Raw genomic sequence first — 15,664 nt, 5'->3', positions numbered from 1 at the left:
GTCCTCGCCATGAAGATGCTGGGCAATTTCCTGCGGGTGGCGGTGCGCATCCTGGTGCGCGACCGCATGTACACCCTGCTGAACGTGGCCGGCTTGGCCATCGGCATCGCCGCCGCCAGCATGCTGGGCCTCTATGTCTGGCATGAGACGCACTACGACGGCTTCTTCAGCAAGGCTGGCCAGATCTACCGCGTCGACAAGACGGAATTCGTGCCCGGCCGCATGCCCATCACCTACGATTCCACGGCCAAGCCCCTGGGTCCGGTGCTGAAGCAGGATTTCCCCGAAGTCGAGGCCATGGTGCGCGTCCACAGCGAGGCGGTGGTGGTGTCGCGCGACGGCAACGCCTTCCGCGAGCGGATGCAGGTGGTGGACAGCGACTTCTTCCGGCTGTTCGACCTGCCCTTCATCGCCGGCGACCCCGGCACGGCGCTGGCCGCCCCCGGCACCGTCGTGCTGCCGGAAAGCCTGGCGCGGAAGTATTTCAATGGCGTGGACATCCTGGGCCGCACGCTGACGCTGACCAACGGCATCAGCCTGACGGTCAGCGGCGTCATCCGCGACCTGCCGACCAACACCCACCTGCGGCGCGATGCCATGCTGACCAACATCGGGACCCGGCTGGGCGAGAACTTCGACGGCTGGTTCACCCGCATGGACACGACCTGGAACACCAACTTCATCCGGACCTACATCCTGGTGAAGCCCGGCACCGATCCGGCGGCGCTGACGGCGCGTTTTCCCGCTTTCCTGGCGGCGCGCGACCCCAACTATCTGTCGACCGGCACCAACAAGCCGGCCAAGGCCCTGGTCCTGACCGGCCTGACCCACATCCACACCGATCCCACCGGGGTCAGCGCCAACCTGCTGGGCGTGCTGCATGGCCTTCTGGCCGTGGCCGCCGTGGTGCTGGGCATCGCCATCGTCAACTTCGTCAACCTGTCGACCGCGCGGTCCTCTCTCAGGGTGCGCGAGGTGGCGGTGCGCAAGGCACTGGGCGCGCCGCGCGGCATGCTGATCGGGCAATTCATCGTGGAATCGGTGCTGCTGACCCTGGTGGCGGCGGTGCTGGGGTACGTCCTGCTGGAAATGCTCATGCCCACCTTCGTGTCCGCGCTGGGCATCCGGTTCGACCGGGGCTACCTCTACAGCCCCTGGCTGCTGGTGGCGGAACTGGTGGGTGTGCTGGCGGTGGGCGGCCTGGCCGGCCTCTACCCGGCGCTGGTCCTGTCGCGGCCCACCGCCTCGGTCCTGCTGAAGGGTGGGACGGTGTCGTCGGGCGGATCGGCGGTGCGCACCCTGCTGGTGGTGGCGCAGTTCAGCGCCGCCATCCTGCTGGCCATTTCCACCATCGTCATCTTCCAGCAGACGCGCTACGTCAGCAGCCAGCAGCTGGGCTTCAACGCCGAGGGCGTGCTGTTGGTGCGCGAGCTGCACCAGCCGGAGGCGCGCGCCCACATCGAAAGCTTCCGCCAGGCGCTGCTGCGCATCCCGGGTGTGGCCCAGGCGGGCGCCAGCTTCCACGCACCCAGCGACGGGTCGGACAGCACCGACAACTATCATGTGCCCGGCACGGTGGACGACGGCACCATCGTCTTCCGTAGCGAATTCATCGGGCAGGATTATCTGCAGGCCATGGGCGTGCGGCTGCTGGCCGGCCGCCTGTTCGACCGTGCCGCCACGGCGGACGCGCTACGCGATCCGGCGGCGGCGGCCCCGAGTGAGGGCATTAACAGCGTGCGCCCCACCGATCCCCTGGGCCGCACGGTGGTGCTGTCCTGGCGGGCCGTCCAGCGCCTGGGCTTTCACACGGCGGAAGAGGCGGTGGGTCGCCAGGTGATCTATGACGTCGACTATCCGCTGACCATCATCGGCGTGGTGGACGACTTGCAGTTCAACAGCGCCCGGACGGAACTGCAGCCCACCGCCTTCCTGCTGGACGAACGCGGCCTGGACGTCATGGCCGTCCGCCTGACGCCCGCCGCCGGGGCCGCCACGCTGGCCGCCATCGACCAGCTGTGGAAGGACACCTTCCCCACCATCCCCGAGAACCGGGAGTTCCTGGACGACCATATCCGCGACGCCTACACGGGCGAAATGCGCCAGGGGACCCTGTTGGCGGGCTTCACCGGCCTGGCCATCCTGATCGCCTGCCTCGGCCTGTTCGGCCTCGCCGCCTTCACCGCGCAGCGCCGGACGAAGGAGATCGGGCTGCGCAAGGTGCTGGGCGCCGGCGTCACCGACATCGTCCGCCTGCTGGTCTGGCAGTTCAGCAAGCCGGTCATGGTGGCCAACCTGATCGCCTGGCCGCTGGCCTGGCTGGGGCTCAGCCGCTGGCTGCAGGGCTATGCCTACCGCATCGCGCTGAACCCGCTGGTCTTCGCCGTCGCCGGGCTGGCGGCGCTGGTCATCGCCTGGGTGACGGTGGCCGGCCACGCCGCTCGCGTCGCGGCGGCCAAGCCGGTGGATGCGCTGCGGTACGAGTAGCGACAGACCGCAGGCCGCTACCGCAGCCGCCGGAGTGGGTACCGCAGCACGGGATGTGGGCGCCCGACGCTAGAGAGGAACGAAGAGGAAGGGGGCATCATGTTCGGCAATTTCCTGAAGGTCGCCGTGCGGGTCCTGGTGCGCCAGCGCCTCTACACCGCCCTGAACATCGCCGGCTTGGCGCTGGGCATGGCCACGGCGGCCATGATCGGCCTCTTCGTCTGGCATGAGATGCACTATGACGGCTTCTTTTCTCACGCGGACCGCATCCATCGCCTGATCCGCACCTTCCACACGCCCAGCGGGGCCGCGGTGACGGTGGCGGCACAGGCCAAGCCCATGGGCCCGGCCCTGGCGCGCGATTTCCCGGAGGTGGAGGCCGTGGTGCGGGTGGTGAACCATGCCGTGGCCGTGCGCCGCGACAGCGCCGTGTTCGAGGTGCACCTGACCCTGGCCGACGCGGACTATTTCCGCCTGTTCGACTGGCCCTTCCTGGCGGGCGATCCCGCCACGGCCATCAGCCAACCCGGCACCGTGGTCCTGACGGAAACGACGGCGCGCAAGCTGTTTTCCAGCGTCGACATCCTGGGCCGCGCCGTCACCCTGACCTCGGGCGTGACGCTGACGGTGGCGGGCGTCATCCGCGACCTGCCGTCCAACACCGTCTTCCATATGGAGATGCTGGCCAACATCGCCACCCGTCTCAACGACGGCTGGGATGAGCCTTTCGCCGCGGCCGACACCCAATGGCATCACAGCTTCCTGCGCACCTACCTGCTGCTGAAGCCGGGGGTGGAGCCGGCGTCCCTGGTGGCGCGCTTCCCCGGCTTCCTGGCGGCCCGCATGACGGAGTACCTGGACACGGCCACGGGCAAGCCCAGCGTGGCCCTGGACCTGCAGCCGCTGACCCGGGTGCATGTCGAGGGCATCAGCGACGACGGCGTGCCTCTCAGCCTGCTGGTGACCTTCCTGGGCGTGGGGGGGCTGGTGCTGGGGATCGCAGTCATCAACTTCATCAACCTGTCCACCGCCCGCTCTTCCCTACGCGCACGGGAGGTGGCCATCCGCAAGACCCTGGGCGGGCGGCGCGGCATGCTGGTGATGCAGTTCCTGACGGAATCGGTGCTGTTGGCCCTCATCTCTGGCGCCCTGGCCCTGGTGCTGGTGGAACTGGCCATGCCGCGCTTCCTGGCACTGCTGGACCTGCGCATGGATGCGCATTTCATGTCCGGCCTGTGGATCGCGGCCATATCCCTGCCCCTGGTGGCGGTGGTGGGTTTGCTGGGCGGCCTCTACCCAGCGCTGGTCCTGTCGCGGCCCCGGCCGGGCGACCTGCTGAAGGGCGGCCCCATGGCGACCGGCGGCGGACGGCTGCGCGCCATCCTGGTGGTGGCCCAGTTCGCCGCCGCCATCGTGCTGGGCATCTCCACCGTCGTCATGCTGCAGCAGACGCGCTACGCCAGCACCCAGCGCCTGGGTTTCATGCCGGAAAACGTCGTGCTGCTGCGCGGGCTGGACACGCCGGCGGGCCATGCCCACCAGCAGGCCCTACGCGAGGCGCTGCTGCGCATCCCGGGCGTGATCGCGGCGGGCGGTAGCCTGTGGACGCCCGGCGACGGCGCCGACCGTTTCTCCTCCTACCGTCTGCCCGACACGCCTAAGGAAAAGGAGCTGGCGCTGCGTACCGAGGGGGTGGACTTCGGCTACATGGAAGCTGTGGGCATGAAGATCCTGGCCGGCCGGCGGTTCGATCAGGCCCATCCTCAGGACGGCCAGGTCACCCGGCCGGACCCGCCAGAGGATGAGGAGGCGCCCCAGGGCGACAGCATCGTGCTATCCGCCCTGGCCGTGAAGCGCCTGGGTCTGGGCACTCCGGAACAGGCCCTGGGCCGCACGGTGATCTATGGCGACCACACGGCCTTGACCGTCATCGGCGTGGTGGACGACGTCCAGTTCGACAGCGCCAAGTCGGTGCTGGAACCCACCCTCTACCTGATCGAACCCCGGTTCATGGACGTCATGGCGGTCCGGGTGGCCGCCGGCAGCGGGGCCGCCACCCTGGCCGCCATCGACGACACCTGGCGCCGCCTCTACCCCGACCTGCCGCTGAAGCGGGAATTCCTGGACGACCACATCCGCGACACCTACGCCGCGACGGCGCACCAGGGCCAGCTGCTGGGCCTGTTCTCCGGCCTCGCCATCCTCATCGCCTGCCTAGGACTATTCGGCCTGGCCGCCTTCACGGCGGAGCGGCGGACGAAGGAGATCGGGCTGCGCAAGGTGCTGGGCGCCACCGTGCCCGACATCGTGCGCCTGCTCGTCTGGCAGTTCAGCAAGCCGGTGGTCGTGGCGACGCTGGTCGCCTGGCCGGTGGCCTGGGTGCTGGCCGGGCGCTGGCTGGGCGAATTCGTCTACCGCGTCGACCGCGATCCCCTGGTCTTCGTCATCGCCGGCCTGGTGGCGCTGCTGATCGCCTGGGTGACGGTGGCCGGCCACGCCGCCCGGGTGGCCGCCGCCAAGCCGGTGCGCGCCCTGCGCTACGAATAGGATGCCGCCCATGCTGCTGAACTATCTGCGTGTCGCGTTTCGTGTGCTCGTGCGCCAGCGGCTTTACGCCGCCCTGAACGTGGCGGGCCTGGCGCTGGGCATCGCCACGGCGGCCATGATGGCGCTGTTCGTCTGGCATGAGACGCACTTCGACGGCTTTTATCGCGATGCCGGCCGCATTTTCCGCATTGTCCAGGCCCAGCACGTGCCGGCCCAGGCCCCGATCCGCCGCATCGAAACGCCCAAACCCCTGGGCCCCGCCCTGGCGCAGGATCTGCCCGGGAAGGTGGAGACATCGGTGCGGGTGGTGCGCCACGCCATCGTACTGCGTGACGGCGGCACACCGGTGGAGGACACCATCTACCTGGCGGACGCGCCTTTCTTCCGCCTGTTCGACTTTCCCTTCCTGGCGGGCGATCCCGCCACGGCCCTGGCGCAGCCCGGTACGGTGGTGCTGACCGAAAGCCGCGCGCGGCGCTACTTCGGCACGTCTGATGCCCTTGGCCGCACCCTGGAACTGACCTCGGGCGTCAGGCTGGTGGTGGCGGGCGTGGTCCGCGACCTGCCCTCCAACACCATATTCGCCCGCGAGTTTCCTGCGACGCTGTGGACCAACCTCGCCACCCGATTCCAGGATGGCTGGGACGCCGAGTTCGCCGACAAGGACACGCGCTGGCGGGATGAATTCCTCCAGACCTTCGTGATGCTGACGCCGGGCGCGGACGCGGGCGCCTTGCCTTCGCGGTTTCCCGCCCTGCTGGCGGCCCACCGCGAAGGCCGGCAGTCCGTGGTCCCAGGCCTGGTGGAAACGCTGGAACTGCAGCCCCTTACCGTCATGCATACCGATCCCATGGCCGGCTTGGGCATCGCGCCCGGCACCTTGGCGGCCTTCATCGCCATCGCCTGCCTGGTGCTGGGCATCGCCGTGGTCAATTTCGTCAACCTGTCCACCGCCCGTTCTTCCCTGAGGGCGCGCGAGGTCGCCATCCGCAAGACGCTGGGTGGCGGCCGTGGCCAGCTGATGGCGCAGTTCCTGCTGGAATCGATGCTGTTGGCCCTGGTGGCCGGCCTCCTGGGTCTGGTGCTGGTGGAACTGGCCATGCCCCGTTTCCTGGCGCTGCTGGACGTGCGCCTGGACGCGCGCTTCCTGGGTGGCGCCGGCCTGCTGGGGGCGGTGCTGCCGCCAACGCTGCTGGTGGGCCTGCTGGGTGGGCTGTATCCGGCGGTCGTGCTGTCGCGCCCCCGGCCCACCGACCTGTTGCGCGGTGCGCAGGCCGCCGGGGGTGGGCGCCTGCGCGCCGCCCTGGTCATGCTGCAGTTCACCGCCGCCATCGTGCTGGTCATCGCCACCATCGTGATGGGGCAGCAGACGCGCTACGCCAGCACCCAAGGCCTGGGCTACCGGGCGGAGGGGGCGGTGGTGCTGCGCGGCTTGGGCCGCCCGGCGGGTCGCGCGGGGTTGCAGGGACTGCACGACGCCGTGCTGCGCATTCCAGGTGTCAGCGCCGTGGGGGCCACCGCCAACGTGCCCAACGACCGCAGCGAGTGGACCAACAATTATCGCCTGCCCGAGGCGCCGGACGACACCCGCGATCTGCTGTTCCGCACCGAGCCGGTGGACGTGGACTATCTGCAGGCGCTGGGCGTGCCCTTGCTGGCCGGTCGCCTGTTCGACCCGGCGCGGCCGGGCGATGTCACCAGCCACGCGGCGATCCAGGCGGGAACGGCGGGCACCACCATTCCCGTGGTGCTGTCGCTCACGGCGGCGGCGCGCCTGGGCCTGGGGACGCCGGAACGGGCGGTGGGGCGCACCGTGGTTTACGGCGGCGGTCTGCCCCTGACCGTCATCGGCGTGGTGGCGGACGTGCAGTTCGGCACGGCGCGGGAGACGCTGGAGGGCACGGTCTATCTGGCCCTGCGGGATGAGCTGTCGTCGATGCTGGTCCGCCTGGCGCCCAACGCCGACGGGGCCACCCTGGCCGCCATCGATGACACCTGGCGCCGCCTGTTCCCCGACCTGCCCCTGAAGCGCGAGTTCCTGGATGAGCATGTGCGGCAGGTCTATGCCGACGAGGCCCTGCAGGGTCAGCTGCTGGCTCTGTTCTCCGGCCTCGCCATCCTGATCGCCTGCCTGGGCTTGTTCGGCCTCGCAGCCTTCACGGCGGAGCGGCGAACCAAGGAGATTGGGCTGCGCAAGGTGCTGGGCGCCACCGTGGCCGATATCGTGCGCCTGCTGGTCTGGCAATTCAGCAAGCCCGTGCTAGTGGCCAACCTGATCGCCTGGCCCCTGGCCTGGATGGTGATGGGCCGCTGGCTGGGCGGTTTCGCCTACCGCATCCAGATGGATCCCTTGGTCTTCGCCCTGGCCAGCCTGGCCGCCCTGCTTATCGCCTGGGCCACGGTGGCGGGCCACGCCGCCCGGGTGGCCTCGGCCAAGCCGGTCACGGCGTTGCGGTATGAATAAGATGGCCGAATAGGCGCCATGCCTGACGGCGGCTTGCCTTGGGCAGGGCGGCGGTCCAGCCTGACCCCCTCGGTTTCAATGAGGGGAAACGATCATGGCGATGGCGGTGACGGGCGCGGATGTCGAGGCGGCGGCCCAGCTTCTGGCGGGCAGGGCGGTGGCCACACCGCTGGTCACCAACGCGGCGCTGGACGCGGCGGTGGGTGCCCGCGTGCTGCTGAAGCCCGAGGTGCTGCAACGCACCGGTTCCTTCAAGTTCCGCGGCGCCTACAACCGCCTGGGCCGCCTGACCGCCGAGGAGCGGGCGCGGGGCGTGGTCGCCTGGTCGTCCGGCAACCATGCCCAGGGTGTGGCGGAGGCCGCCCGCCTGGTGGGCACCAAGGCCACCATCGTCATGCCGGCCGACGCCCCCGCCATCAAGGTGGCCGGCACACGGGCCCTAGGCGCCGAGATCGTCTTCTATGACCGTTACACCGAGGATCGTGAGGTCATCGGGCGCGACCTGTGCGCCCGCACCGGCGCCGTGCTGGTGCCTTCTTACGACGACGTGCACATCATCGCCGGCCAGGGAACCGTGGGGCTGGAGATCGGGCGCCAGGCGGCGGCCCTGGGCCTGACGGTCGACGCCTGCCTGGTGAACTGCAGCGGCGGGGGTCTCGCCACGGGCACCGCCCTGGGCCTGAAGCAGACTTGTCCCCAGGCCAGTGTGCACACGGCGGAGCCTGAAGGCTTTGACGATATGGCGCGGTCGCTGGCCGCCGGTGAACGGGTGGCCAACGCGCCGGGCGGCAAATCCTCCTGTGATGCCCTGCTGGCGCCCATTCCCGGCACCATCACCTTCCCCTTGGCCCAGGCGCTGCTGGGTCCCGGCCTGGTGGTGACGGAGGCGGAGGTGCGCGTCGCCATGCGTTTCGCGGCCGCGAACCTGAAGCTGGTGGTGGAACCCGGCGGGGCCGCCGCCCTGGCGGCGCTGCTGGCCGGCAAGGTGGAAACGGCCGGCCGCACCATCGCCGTGGTGCTGTCCGGCGGCAATGTCGACCCGGCCTTTTATGCCGAGGTCTTGGCCGAGGCGGCCTGAGAAGCTTGCGGTAAGGGAAATGACCCCGGCGCCGGGGTCATTAGGAGAGGGATGAGCGGCATGGAACTCGAAGACCGGTTGGCGGTGAAGCTGTTGGCCCAGGCGCAAGCCCTGCTGGGCAAGGCGATGAACGAGACGCTATGCACCCATCCCGACCGGCGCCTGGTCCGCGCCCTGGTGGACGAGGCCCAGGCGATGATCGCCGAGTTCGGAGATACGTATTTCGAGGACAGGGCCGCTAAGGATCAGGCCGCTTCCGGCTGATCGGTGCCGTTGCCATCCAGCTGGGGGCCTTCCCAACTGCGCCAGATCTGGCCGCGGCTGTCGCGGGTGCGGCGCTGGTCGGCGATGGCGGCCTCCAGGCTGCTCACGGCCCGCTCCAGCGCCCGCACGCTGCGGAAACGCTGCCCGTCCAGGGCCTGGAACAGGCTGTGCGAGGCGAAGAACTGGACGTCCCGGCCGTCCTGGACGGCCAGCCCCGCCGTGTGGCGGGCGGTCTCGATGATGACCGCGGCGGGCGCGGGCGCCCGGGCGATGTCCTGATTTTGAATTCGCTGGCTCATGGTGAGCTCCCTCTACACCCCCGCCATTACGGAGGTGTGAAAACAACACGATGGTTTTATGGCTCGGACCCTGTGGGGGAGGAGCGCTGCGGCTGGACAAGGGCGGGGCGTGGATATGCGCGCCCGGCGGATCGTCAACAGCGGCAGCCCATGCGCATGAGGGGACAGCGGCCGGCCAGGGCGGAAGCCTGGCGGTGGAATGGGCGTCGGGTCGGGAAAGTGCGGGTCATGGCTGGTCCTTCACGTTCCGGAGGAACCACGAAGGGGCTTCGTGGCGCTTTAGCGGTTGGTGACGCGGCGCAAGCTGCTCCGTCAAATGGCCGCGGGCCGGTTGGCCGGGCCCAACACCGGAAAAGGGAACGAACGGGCGGTTGTTCCTGAACGGCGAAGGGCCCGGCACTGGCCGGGAAGGAGGGCTGGGAGCGCCCCTTCCTTGACGCCAAGGCTGTCATCCGCAGTCCGCACTGTCAATAAAGATAATAATGACGAATCTTTAATGTTGAATTGAGGATGGCGTCACCATCGGCCGTTTTCCTTGGGGCCTTCCCCTCGCAGTGGCGGGGCGGAGAATGCCGATAGGGCCAGCCGATGTCGGTGACGGTTGTCACGCTGCCCCTATTCCGTTCGGGCATGCGGCAATTCAACATATTGCTGTGTTGAATTTATGGTAGATCCCGCACGCGGGCACGGGCATTGACAGTTGCCCCCGCTCGTTGATCCTATGCCGGCCGGCTTAATCCCCGTCATTCGCCTGCCCACCCTCGAAGGGAATTGCCCCCATGCGTCGTGCCCACTCGTCCCTGCTGACGGCCCTGCCGCTGATCGGCGCGCTGCTGGCGGCCCCCGCCTCCCAGGCCGCCGACCCGGTGGTCCACATCGGCTACATTCCGGTGCTGGGTGCCGCACCGGCCTACATCATCAGCCAGGAAGGCTGGGACAAGCAGGCGGGCTTCGAGCTGAAGCTGACGCAGTTCGACAGCGGCCCCAACATGATCCTGGGCCTGGCCTCGGGCACGCTGGAGGCCTACATGGGCGGCATCGGCCCCCTGATGGTCGCGGGCTCGCAGGGCATCACGGTCAAGGTCGTGGCCTCTACCGCGGTGGAGGAGCTGGTGGTGGCCGGTGGGCCGGAGCTGTCGGCCGAGGCGGCCAAGGGCGGCACCAAGGCGGAGGCGATTTCCCGCCTGGCGGCGAAGCTGGGCCGGCCGGTTAAGATCGCGACCCAGCCCGTGGGCTCCATCCCCGACACGGTGCTTAAGTACTGGCTGCAGGAGGATGAGCACGTCGACCCGACCAAGGTGCAGATCGTGCCCATGGGCATCGACGCCACCCAGCAGGCGCTGCTGGCCGGGGCGGTGGACGCCGCCACCGTGCGGGAACCGGCCCTGACCATCATCCAGGACCGCCTGCCCACGGTGAAGGTGCTGGCCTACGGCAAGGACATGATCAAGGACCAGCCGGGCACCGTGCTGGGCGTCACCGGCGCCCTGGCCAAGGACCATCCGGAACTGGTGCAGAAGCTGGTGGAACTGGTGGACAAGGCTGTCACCTTGATCGCCCAGGATCCGGCGCGCGCGGCGGCGGACGTGGAAAAGGTGCTGGGTCGCGGCATCGTGGACGTGAAGACCATGCAGCGCGCCCTGACCTCCCCTGCCTCGCAATTCGTGGTCGACCCGCGCCGTATCGTGGAAAAGACCAAGATCCTGCAGGACTTCCAGGTGAAGACCGGCGTCTTGAAGAAGGCGGAGCCGCTGGATACCCTGTTCGACGCCAGCTATTACGAAAAACTCCATAAGTGAGCGTCGTCGTTTGACCTCCCCAACACCGCCGGATCAGTCCGGGGCCGCCCTGCCGGCCCCGGGCAAGCGCATACCGCCGTCCGCTTTCCTGGCCAAGCCGTCCCGGCGGTATCGCGGCCTGTGGGCGTTGCTGGGCGTCATCGCCTTCCTGGCGGTATGGGAAGCGGTGCCGCGCCTGGGCTTGGTGCGCCCCGTCCTGCTGCCGCCGCCCAGCGCCATACCGCAGGCCTTCGCGGCGGAGGTGCGCAGCGGGGCCTGGACGGACGCCATCCTGCAAAGCCTGGGGCATTATCTCTGGGGCCTGGTCATCGGCTCGGTCGGCGGCATCGCCGCCGGCGTGCTGACCGGCATGTCCCGGCGGCTTGAGGACTTCACCAGCTGGGTGGTGCGCCTGCTGCGCCCCATTCCGGGCCTGGCCTGGGTGCCCTTCGCCATCATCTGGTTCGGCATCACGCCCACGGCCGCCATCTTCATCATTGTGCTTGGTGTTTTCTGGATCAATTACTTCGCCGCCCTGGGCGCGGTGCAGGCCGTGGACCGTGACCTCCTGGAACTGGCCGACGCCTTCGGCCACCGCTCCACCCCGGCCAAACTGGTCAAGATCGTGCTGCCGGCCGCGTCCGGCGCCATCCTGGCGGGCCTGCGCACCGGCCTGGGCCAGGCCTGGATGTCGGTGGTGGCGGCGGAGCTGTTCGGCGTGCCGGGCCTGGGCCAGCGCATGATGCAGGCCAGTTCCCTGCTGGCGACCGACATCGTCATCGTCTACATGGCCACCATGGCCCTGTTCTACGGCCTGGTCGACATGGGCTTCGTCGCCCTGCGCGACCGTATGATGCGGTGGAAGGCTTAAGATGGCGCAGACTGCCCCCATGATCGAGATCCGCGATCTCAGCCTGGCCTTTCCGAATCCCGCGTCGCCTGACGGACGCACCGTGGTGTTGCGCGACTTCAACTTGTCGGTGGCACCGGGCGAGTTCATCGCCATCGTCGGCGCGTCCGGCGTGGGCAAGTCCACCCTGCTGCGCGTGGTGGCGGGCCTGGTGCCGCCCAACAGCGGCGCCGTGGCTCATGCCCCCAATGGCGCGTCGAACGGCCGCCGGCCCTACGGCCTGGTGTTCCAGGATGCGCGCCTGCTGCCCTGGCGCACTGTGCGGTCCAACGTGGCCTTCGGCCTGGAAGGGCTGGGCCTGTCCCGCGCCGAACGCCGCCGGCGGGCGGAAGAGGCGCTGGCTCTGGTGGGCCTGGCCGACAAGGCCGGCCGCTGGCCGCACCAGCTGTCGGGCGGGCAGCGCCAGCGCGTGGCCATCGCCCGTGCCCTGGCGGTCGATCCCGACCTGCTGATGATGGACGAACCCTTCGGCGCCCTGGACGCCATCACCCGGCAGACCCTGCAGGACGAGCTGCTGGATTTGTGGCGACGCACGTCCAAGACCATCCTGTTCGTCACCCACGACATCGATGAGGCCGTCTACCTGGCCGACCGCGTCATCCTGCTGGCCGGATCGCCCGCCACCGTGCGGTCGGAGGACAGGATAGTCACCGCCCGTCCCCGCGCCCGCGACGACAACGCCGCCCGTGCCCTGGCCACCCGCATCCGCGACCGCCTGTCGGACCTGATGGACGGCGGGGGGATTTGAGAAAAAGACCGGGGTGCACATTGCAGCCTTATACCCCCAGTGCTATGTTAAAGCCCGACTAACCGGTCATGCCGTCCACAATGGCGAAGCCTTCGGGGCAGGTGCTTTACAATCCTGACTCTTCTTTCGAGGCGCTCAGGGCTTAGTGGACACGCCTTTCTCCAGCGCCGAGAAGGAGGTTGGCATGCGGTTTTTTTTCCCAAATTTGACCCGCCCCAAAAAAGCTGCCAAGCATCTAACAGCAGCTTTTCCTGGCGTTCCTCTGTCCAAAAGCCAGCGCGCTATCGCCGTAGCTTGTGGTTATCGTGACTGGCATGAGCTTGAGGTTAGCCATGCTGCCGCCGAATCAACTTTATTGGATGAGCACTTGCCCCAGAGTGCGTTCCGAGAACGGGCTGTGATCCTGGCGCGCAGTATAGCAGCGACTTTGAACGTCCATGATGGCGATGTGCAGGCAGCTTTGCCCGATATGAGGCTGACCGGGAACCGTGCGTTCAGCACCGAGGATCACGAAGTAATCCGCACAGCTTGCTGGCGGGCAGGGCCAATTCCTTGGCAAAAGGGTCGTAATCCTGGGGTGATATTCCGTATCAAGAGCGCCGGTTTCTCAGAAACGGAATCCCACTGGTGGCGTCAGTCCAGTTACGCTGTCCATTTCCTCAGTCACTCCGCAGATAGAGGTTTATGTGCGAAGTCTGAAGCGATCGTCCCTCGTACCCGACTTCAAGACTTCGTTCCGCGGCGTCTTTGGCTACCTTATGGTTGGATGGACATGGAGGATGGCAGTCGGACGCTTTTCTCCCGTGACTATCTCCCTCTCTGGCGAATCACCAGCGGCAAAGTGGAGCGGCTTAAACCGACAGCTGTAGTGCCTCCGTATCGCAATAGGCACTGGTTTAGTGAAAATGGAAGTTGGTCATCTGGGCCTCCGAGGGAAGCCGCTGAGCGGATGCTTGCTGACTATGGCATTACGGCACTTCCTCGGCTGGCCGACGTGCTGCCTATCATGATCCATAACGAACGCGTTGGTGTAAAAGAGGCCGCGAAGATTTTGGATGGCATATCAGGGCCACATCAAATGCTTGATGTGGCCCCTACCCTTGAAGTCTTAAGGGCGTAGTGTCAGCTCCATTTTTGCCGAGTTGGCGAAATTATAGAGTCCAAGAGCTTTTGAAGCCGCAGGCTCCTGCGCGGGCCTGCGGCTTCAATCCATGCCGCCGGTATGTCGCTCAGAACTGGTCTTCCGACAGGGCCATCAGGGTGCGGTGACCAGTGCGGATCAGCTCGGCCAGGCCCAGCGACGGGGCCACCACCTGTTCCACGAAGAAGCGGGCGGTGACCAGCTTGCTCTCATGGAAGGCGGTGTCATGGCCCTGGGCCAGCGCCTGGTTGGCGGCGATGGCGCCGCGGGCCAGCAGGAAGGCGCCGGTGACGTTGCCGAACAGGGTCAGGTAGGGCACGGCCCCGGCGGCGGCCGCGCGCGCGTCCGCCTTCACATGGTCCACCAGGAAGGACGTCGCGTCCTCCAGCGCTGCGATGCCCCGCTTCAGGCCCTGGGCGATGGCGGCCAGGTCGTCGCCCGGCTGGGCGGCCGCCGCGTCGGCCGTTTCCGCCATCAGGGCGAACAGGGCGCGGGCGGTGGCGCCACCGTCCCGGCCCAGCTTGCGAAACACCAGGTCGTTGGCCTGGATGCCGTTGGTGCCCTCGTAAATCGGGGCGATGCGGGCATCGCGGTAATACTGGGCGGCCCCCGTCTCCTCGATGAAGCCCATGCCGCCGTGCACCTGCACGCCCAGGCTGGCGACCTCCACCCCGATGTCGGTGCTCCAGGCCTTGGCCACCGGGGTCATCAGGTCGTTCAGCAGGCCGGCCTGTTGGGCGGCATCCGCGTCCGGATGATGGTGGCGGCCGTCCAGGGACGACGCGGTGAAATAGACGATGGCGCGCGCGGCCTCCACCTTGGACCGCATGGTCAGCAGCATGCGGCGCACATCGGGATGGTGGATGATGGTCACCGGCTGCGGCCCGCCGGCGACGTCGCGGCTCTGCACCCGGGTCTTGGCGTAGGCCAGCGCCTGCTGGTAGGCGCGGTCGCCGATGGAGACGCCCTGCAGGCCGACCCCTAAGCGGGCATTGTTCATCATGGTGAACATATACTCGATGCCGCGATTCTCCTCGCCCACCAGGTAGCCCACGCAGGCCCCCTTGTCGCCATAGCTCATGACGGCGGTGGGGCTGGCGTGGATGCCCAGCTTGTGCTCCAGGCTGACGCAATAGGCGTCGTTGCGCTCACCCGGGGTGCCGTCGGCGTTCAGCAGGAACTTCGGCACAATAAACAGCGAGATGCCCTTGGTGCCCGAGGGGGCGTCCGGCGTGCGGGCCAGCACCAGATGGACGATGTTGTCCGTCCAGTCATGGTCGCCATAGGTGATGAAGATCTTCTGGCCGCTGATGCGATAGGTGCCGTCGTCCTGGCGCACGGCGCGGGTGCGCACGGCGCCCACGTCGGAACCCGCCTGCGGCTCCGTCAGGTTCATGGTGCCGGCCCATTCGCCGGAGATCAGCTTTTCCAGGTACAGCGTCTTCTGCTCATCCGACCCGTGGGCGGTCAGCAGTTCCACCGCCCCCTGGGTCAGCAGCGGCCCGAGCGCGAAGGACATGTTGGCGCTGGTCCAGGTTTCCAGCAGCGCGATGAACAGGGTCCAGGGCAGGCCCTGACCACCGTGATCGGGGTCGAAGGGCACGCTGTTCCACCCGCCCTCGACGAACTGGTGGTAGGCGTCCTTGAAGCCGTCAGGGGTGCGCACGCCCGTGTCCGTCAGCTTCGCGCCCTGGCGGTCGCCCACCACGTTCAGGGGCGCCAGCACATTGTCGGCCAGTTTGGCCCCTTCCTCCAGCACGGCGTCCACCAGGTCGGGGGTGGCGGCCTCGAAGGCAGGATAGGCGGCAACTTTGTCCAGGCCGACGACGGAATTCAGGACGAAACGGATTTCCTTCAGGGGCGCTTGATAGGTCATGGTCTCTCGGGTCCTCCCGGGGGTCCCGCCGGTGGGGCCCGGCGCCCGTCGCTTCAGGATGGGGGCGGGGCC

The 15,664-nt window shown here is 68.1% G+C and carries 11 protein-coding genes; 9 read left to right on the top strand and 2 right to left on the bottom strand.

Going from position 1 to position 15,664, the window contains the following annotated elements:
- Positions 1 to 9 precede the first annotated feature (9 nt).
- From FBZ88_RS15315 to FBZ88_RS15295, 5 genes are all read left to right on the top strand, one after another.
- Positions 10 to 2,487: an ABC transporter permease gene (locus FBZ88_RS15315; protein WP_145618065.1), complete on the top strand. Its 2,478-nt coding sequence runs from the start codon at positions 10 to 12 to the stop codon at positions 2,485 to 2,487.
- Between the two features lie 99 nt (positions 2,488 to 2,586).
- Positions 2,587 to 5,034, top strand: coding sequence for an ABC transporter permease (locus FBZ88_RS15310; RefSeq protein WP_145618064.1), 2,448 nt, complete (start codon positions 2,587 to 2,589; stop codon positions 5,032 to 5,034).
- Positions 5,035 to 5,044: 10 nt separating this feature from the next.
- Positions 5,045 to 7,498 (top strand): ABC transporter permease, encoded by a 2,454-nt coding sequence (locus FBZ88_RS15305; protein ID WP_186464418.1) that lies wholly within the window; start codon positions 5,045 to 5,047, stop codon positions 7,496 to 7,498.
- A 94-nt stretch (positions 7,499 to 7,592) separates the two neighbouring features.
- Positions 7,593 to 8,576, top strand: coding sequence for a threonine ammonia-lyase (locus tag FBZ88_RS15300; protein WP_145618060.1), 984 nt, complete (start codon positions 7,593 to 7,595; stop codon positions 8,574 to 8,576).
- Positions 8,577 to 8,636: 60 nt separating this feature from the next.
- Complete coding sequence (locus FBZ88_RS15295; RefSeq protein ID WP_145608967.1) at positions 8,637 to 8,840, top strand: hypothetical protein; 204 nt, start codon at positions 8,637 to 8,639, stop codon at positions 8,838 to 8,840.
- Here the strand turns inward: FBZ88_RS15295 and FBZ88_RS15290 are convergent.
- The gene (locus tag FBZ88_RS15290; protein WP_088872755.1) at positions 8,822 to 9,139 is read right to left on the bottom strand and encodes a hypothetical protein; all 318 of its coding nucleotides are present in this window, start codon (positions 9,137 to 9,139) and stop codon (positions 8,822 to 8,824) included. The genes FBZ88_RS15295 and FBZ88_RS15290 overlap by 19 nt on opposite strands.
- 779 nt (positions 9,140 to 9,918) lie before the next feature.
- Between FBZ88_RS15290 and FBZ88_RS15285 the strand changes: the two genes are divergently transcribed.
- The 4 genes from FBZ88_RS15285 to FBZ88_RS15270 all read left to right on the top strand — a co-directional run bounded on the left by FBZ88_RS15285 (position 9,919) and on the right by FBZ88_RS15270 (position 13,695).
- On the top strand, positions 9,919 to 10,938 hold the full coding sequence (locus FBZ88_RS15285; protein ID WP_145618058.1) for an ABC transporter substrate-binding protein: 1,020 nt from the start codon (positions 9,919 to 9,921) through the stop codon (positions 10,936 to 10,938).
- A 10-nt stretch (positions 10,939 to 10,948) separates the two neighbouring features.
- On the top strand, positions 10,949 to 11,788 hold the full coding sequence (locus FBZ88_RS15280; RefSeq protein ID WP_425465792.1) for an ABC transporter permease: 840 nt from the start codon (positions 10,949 to 10,951) through the stop codon (positions 11,786 to 11,788).
- 1 nt (position 11,789) lies between these two features.
- Positions 11,790 to 12,575 (top strand): ABC transporter ATP-binding protein, encoded by a 786-nt coding sequence (locus tag FBZ88_RS15275; RefSeq protein ID WP_145618057.1) that lies wholly within the window; start codon positions 11,790 to 11,792, stop codon positions 12,573 to 12,575.
- 184 nt (positions 12,576 to 12,759) lie between these two features.
- Positions 12,760 to 13,695: a hypothetical protein gene (locus FBZ88_RS15270; RefSeq protein WP_145618056.1), complete on the top strand. Its 936-nt coding sequence runs from the start codon at positions 12,760 to 12,762 to the stop codon at positions 13,693 to 13,695.
- Positions 13,696 to 13,804: 109 nt separating this feature from the next.
- Here FBZ88_RS15270 and FBZ88_RS15265 read toward each other — a convergent pair whose 3' ends face one another.
- A complete protein-coding gene (locus tag FBZ88_RS15265; RefSeq protein WP_145618055.1) occupies positions 13,805 to 15,592 on the bottom strand; it encodes an acyl-CoA dehydrogenase in 1,788 nt (595 codons plus the stop codon).
- Positions 15,593 to 15,664: the final 72 nt, after the last annotated feature.

It is taken from the genome of Nitrospirillum bahiense (assembly GCF_007828025.1).
In the GTDB taxonomy this organism is placed as follows: Bacteria; Pseudomonadota; Alphaproteobacteria; order Azospirillales; family Azospirillaceae; genus Nitrospirillum; species Nitrospirillum amazonense.
This window is presented reverse-complemented; position numbering and strand designations above follow the sequence as displayed.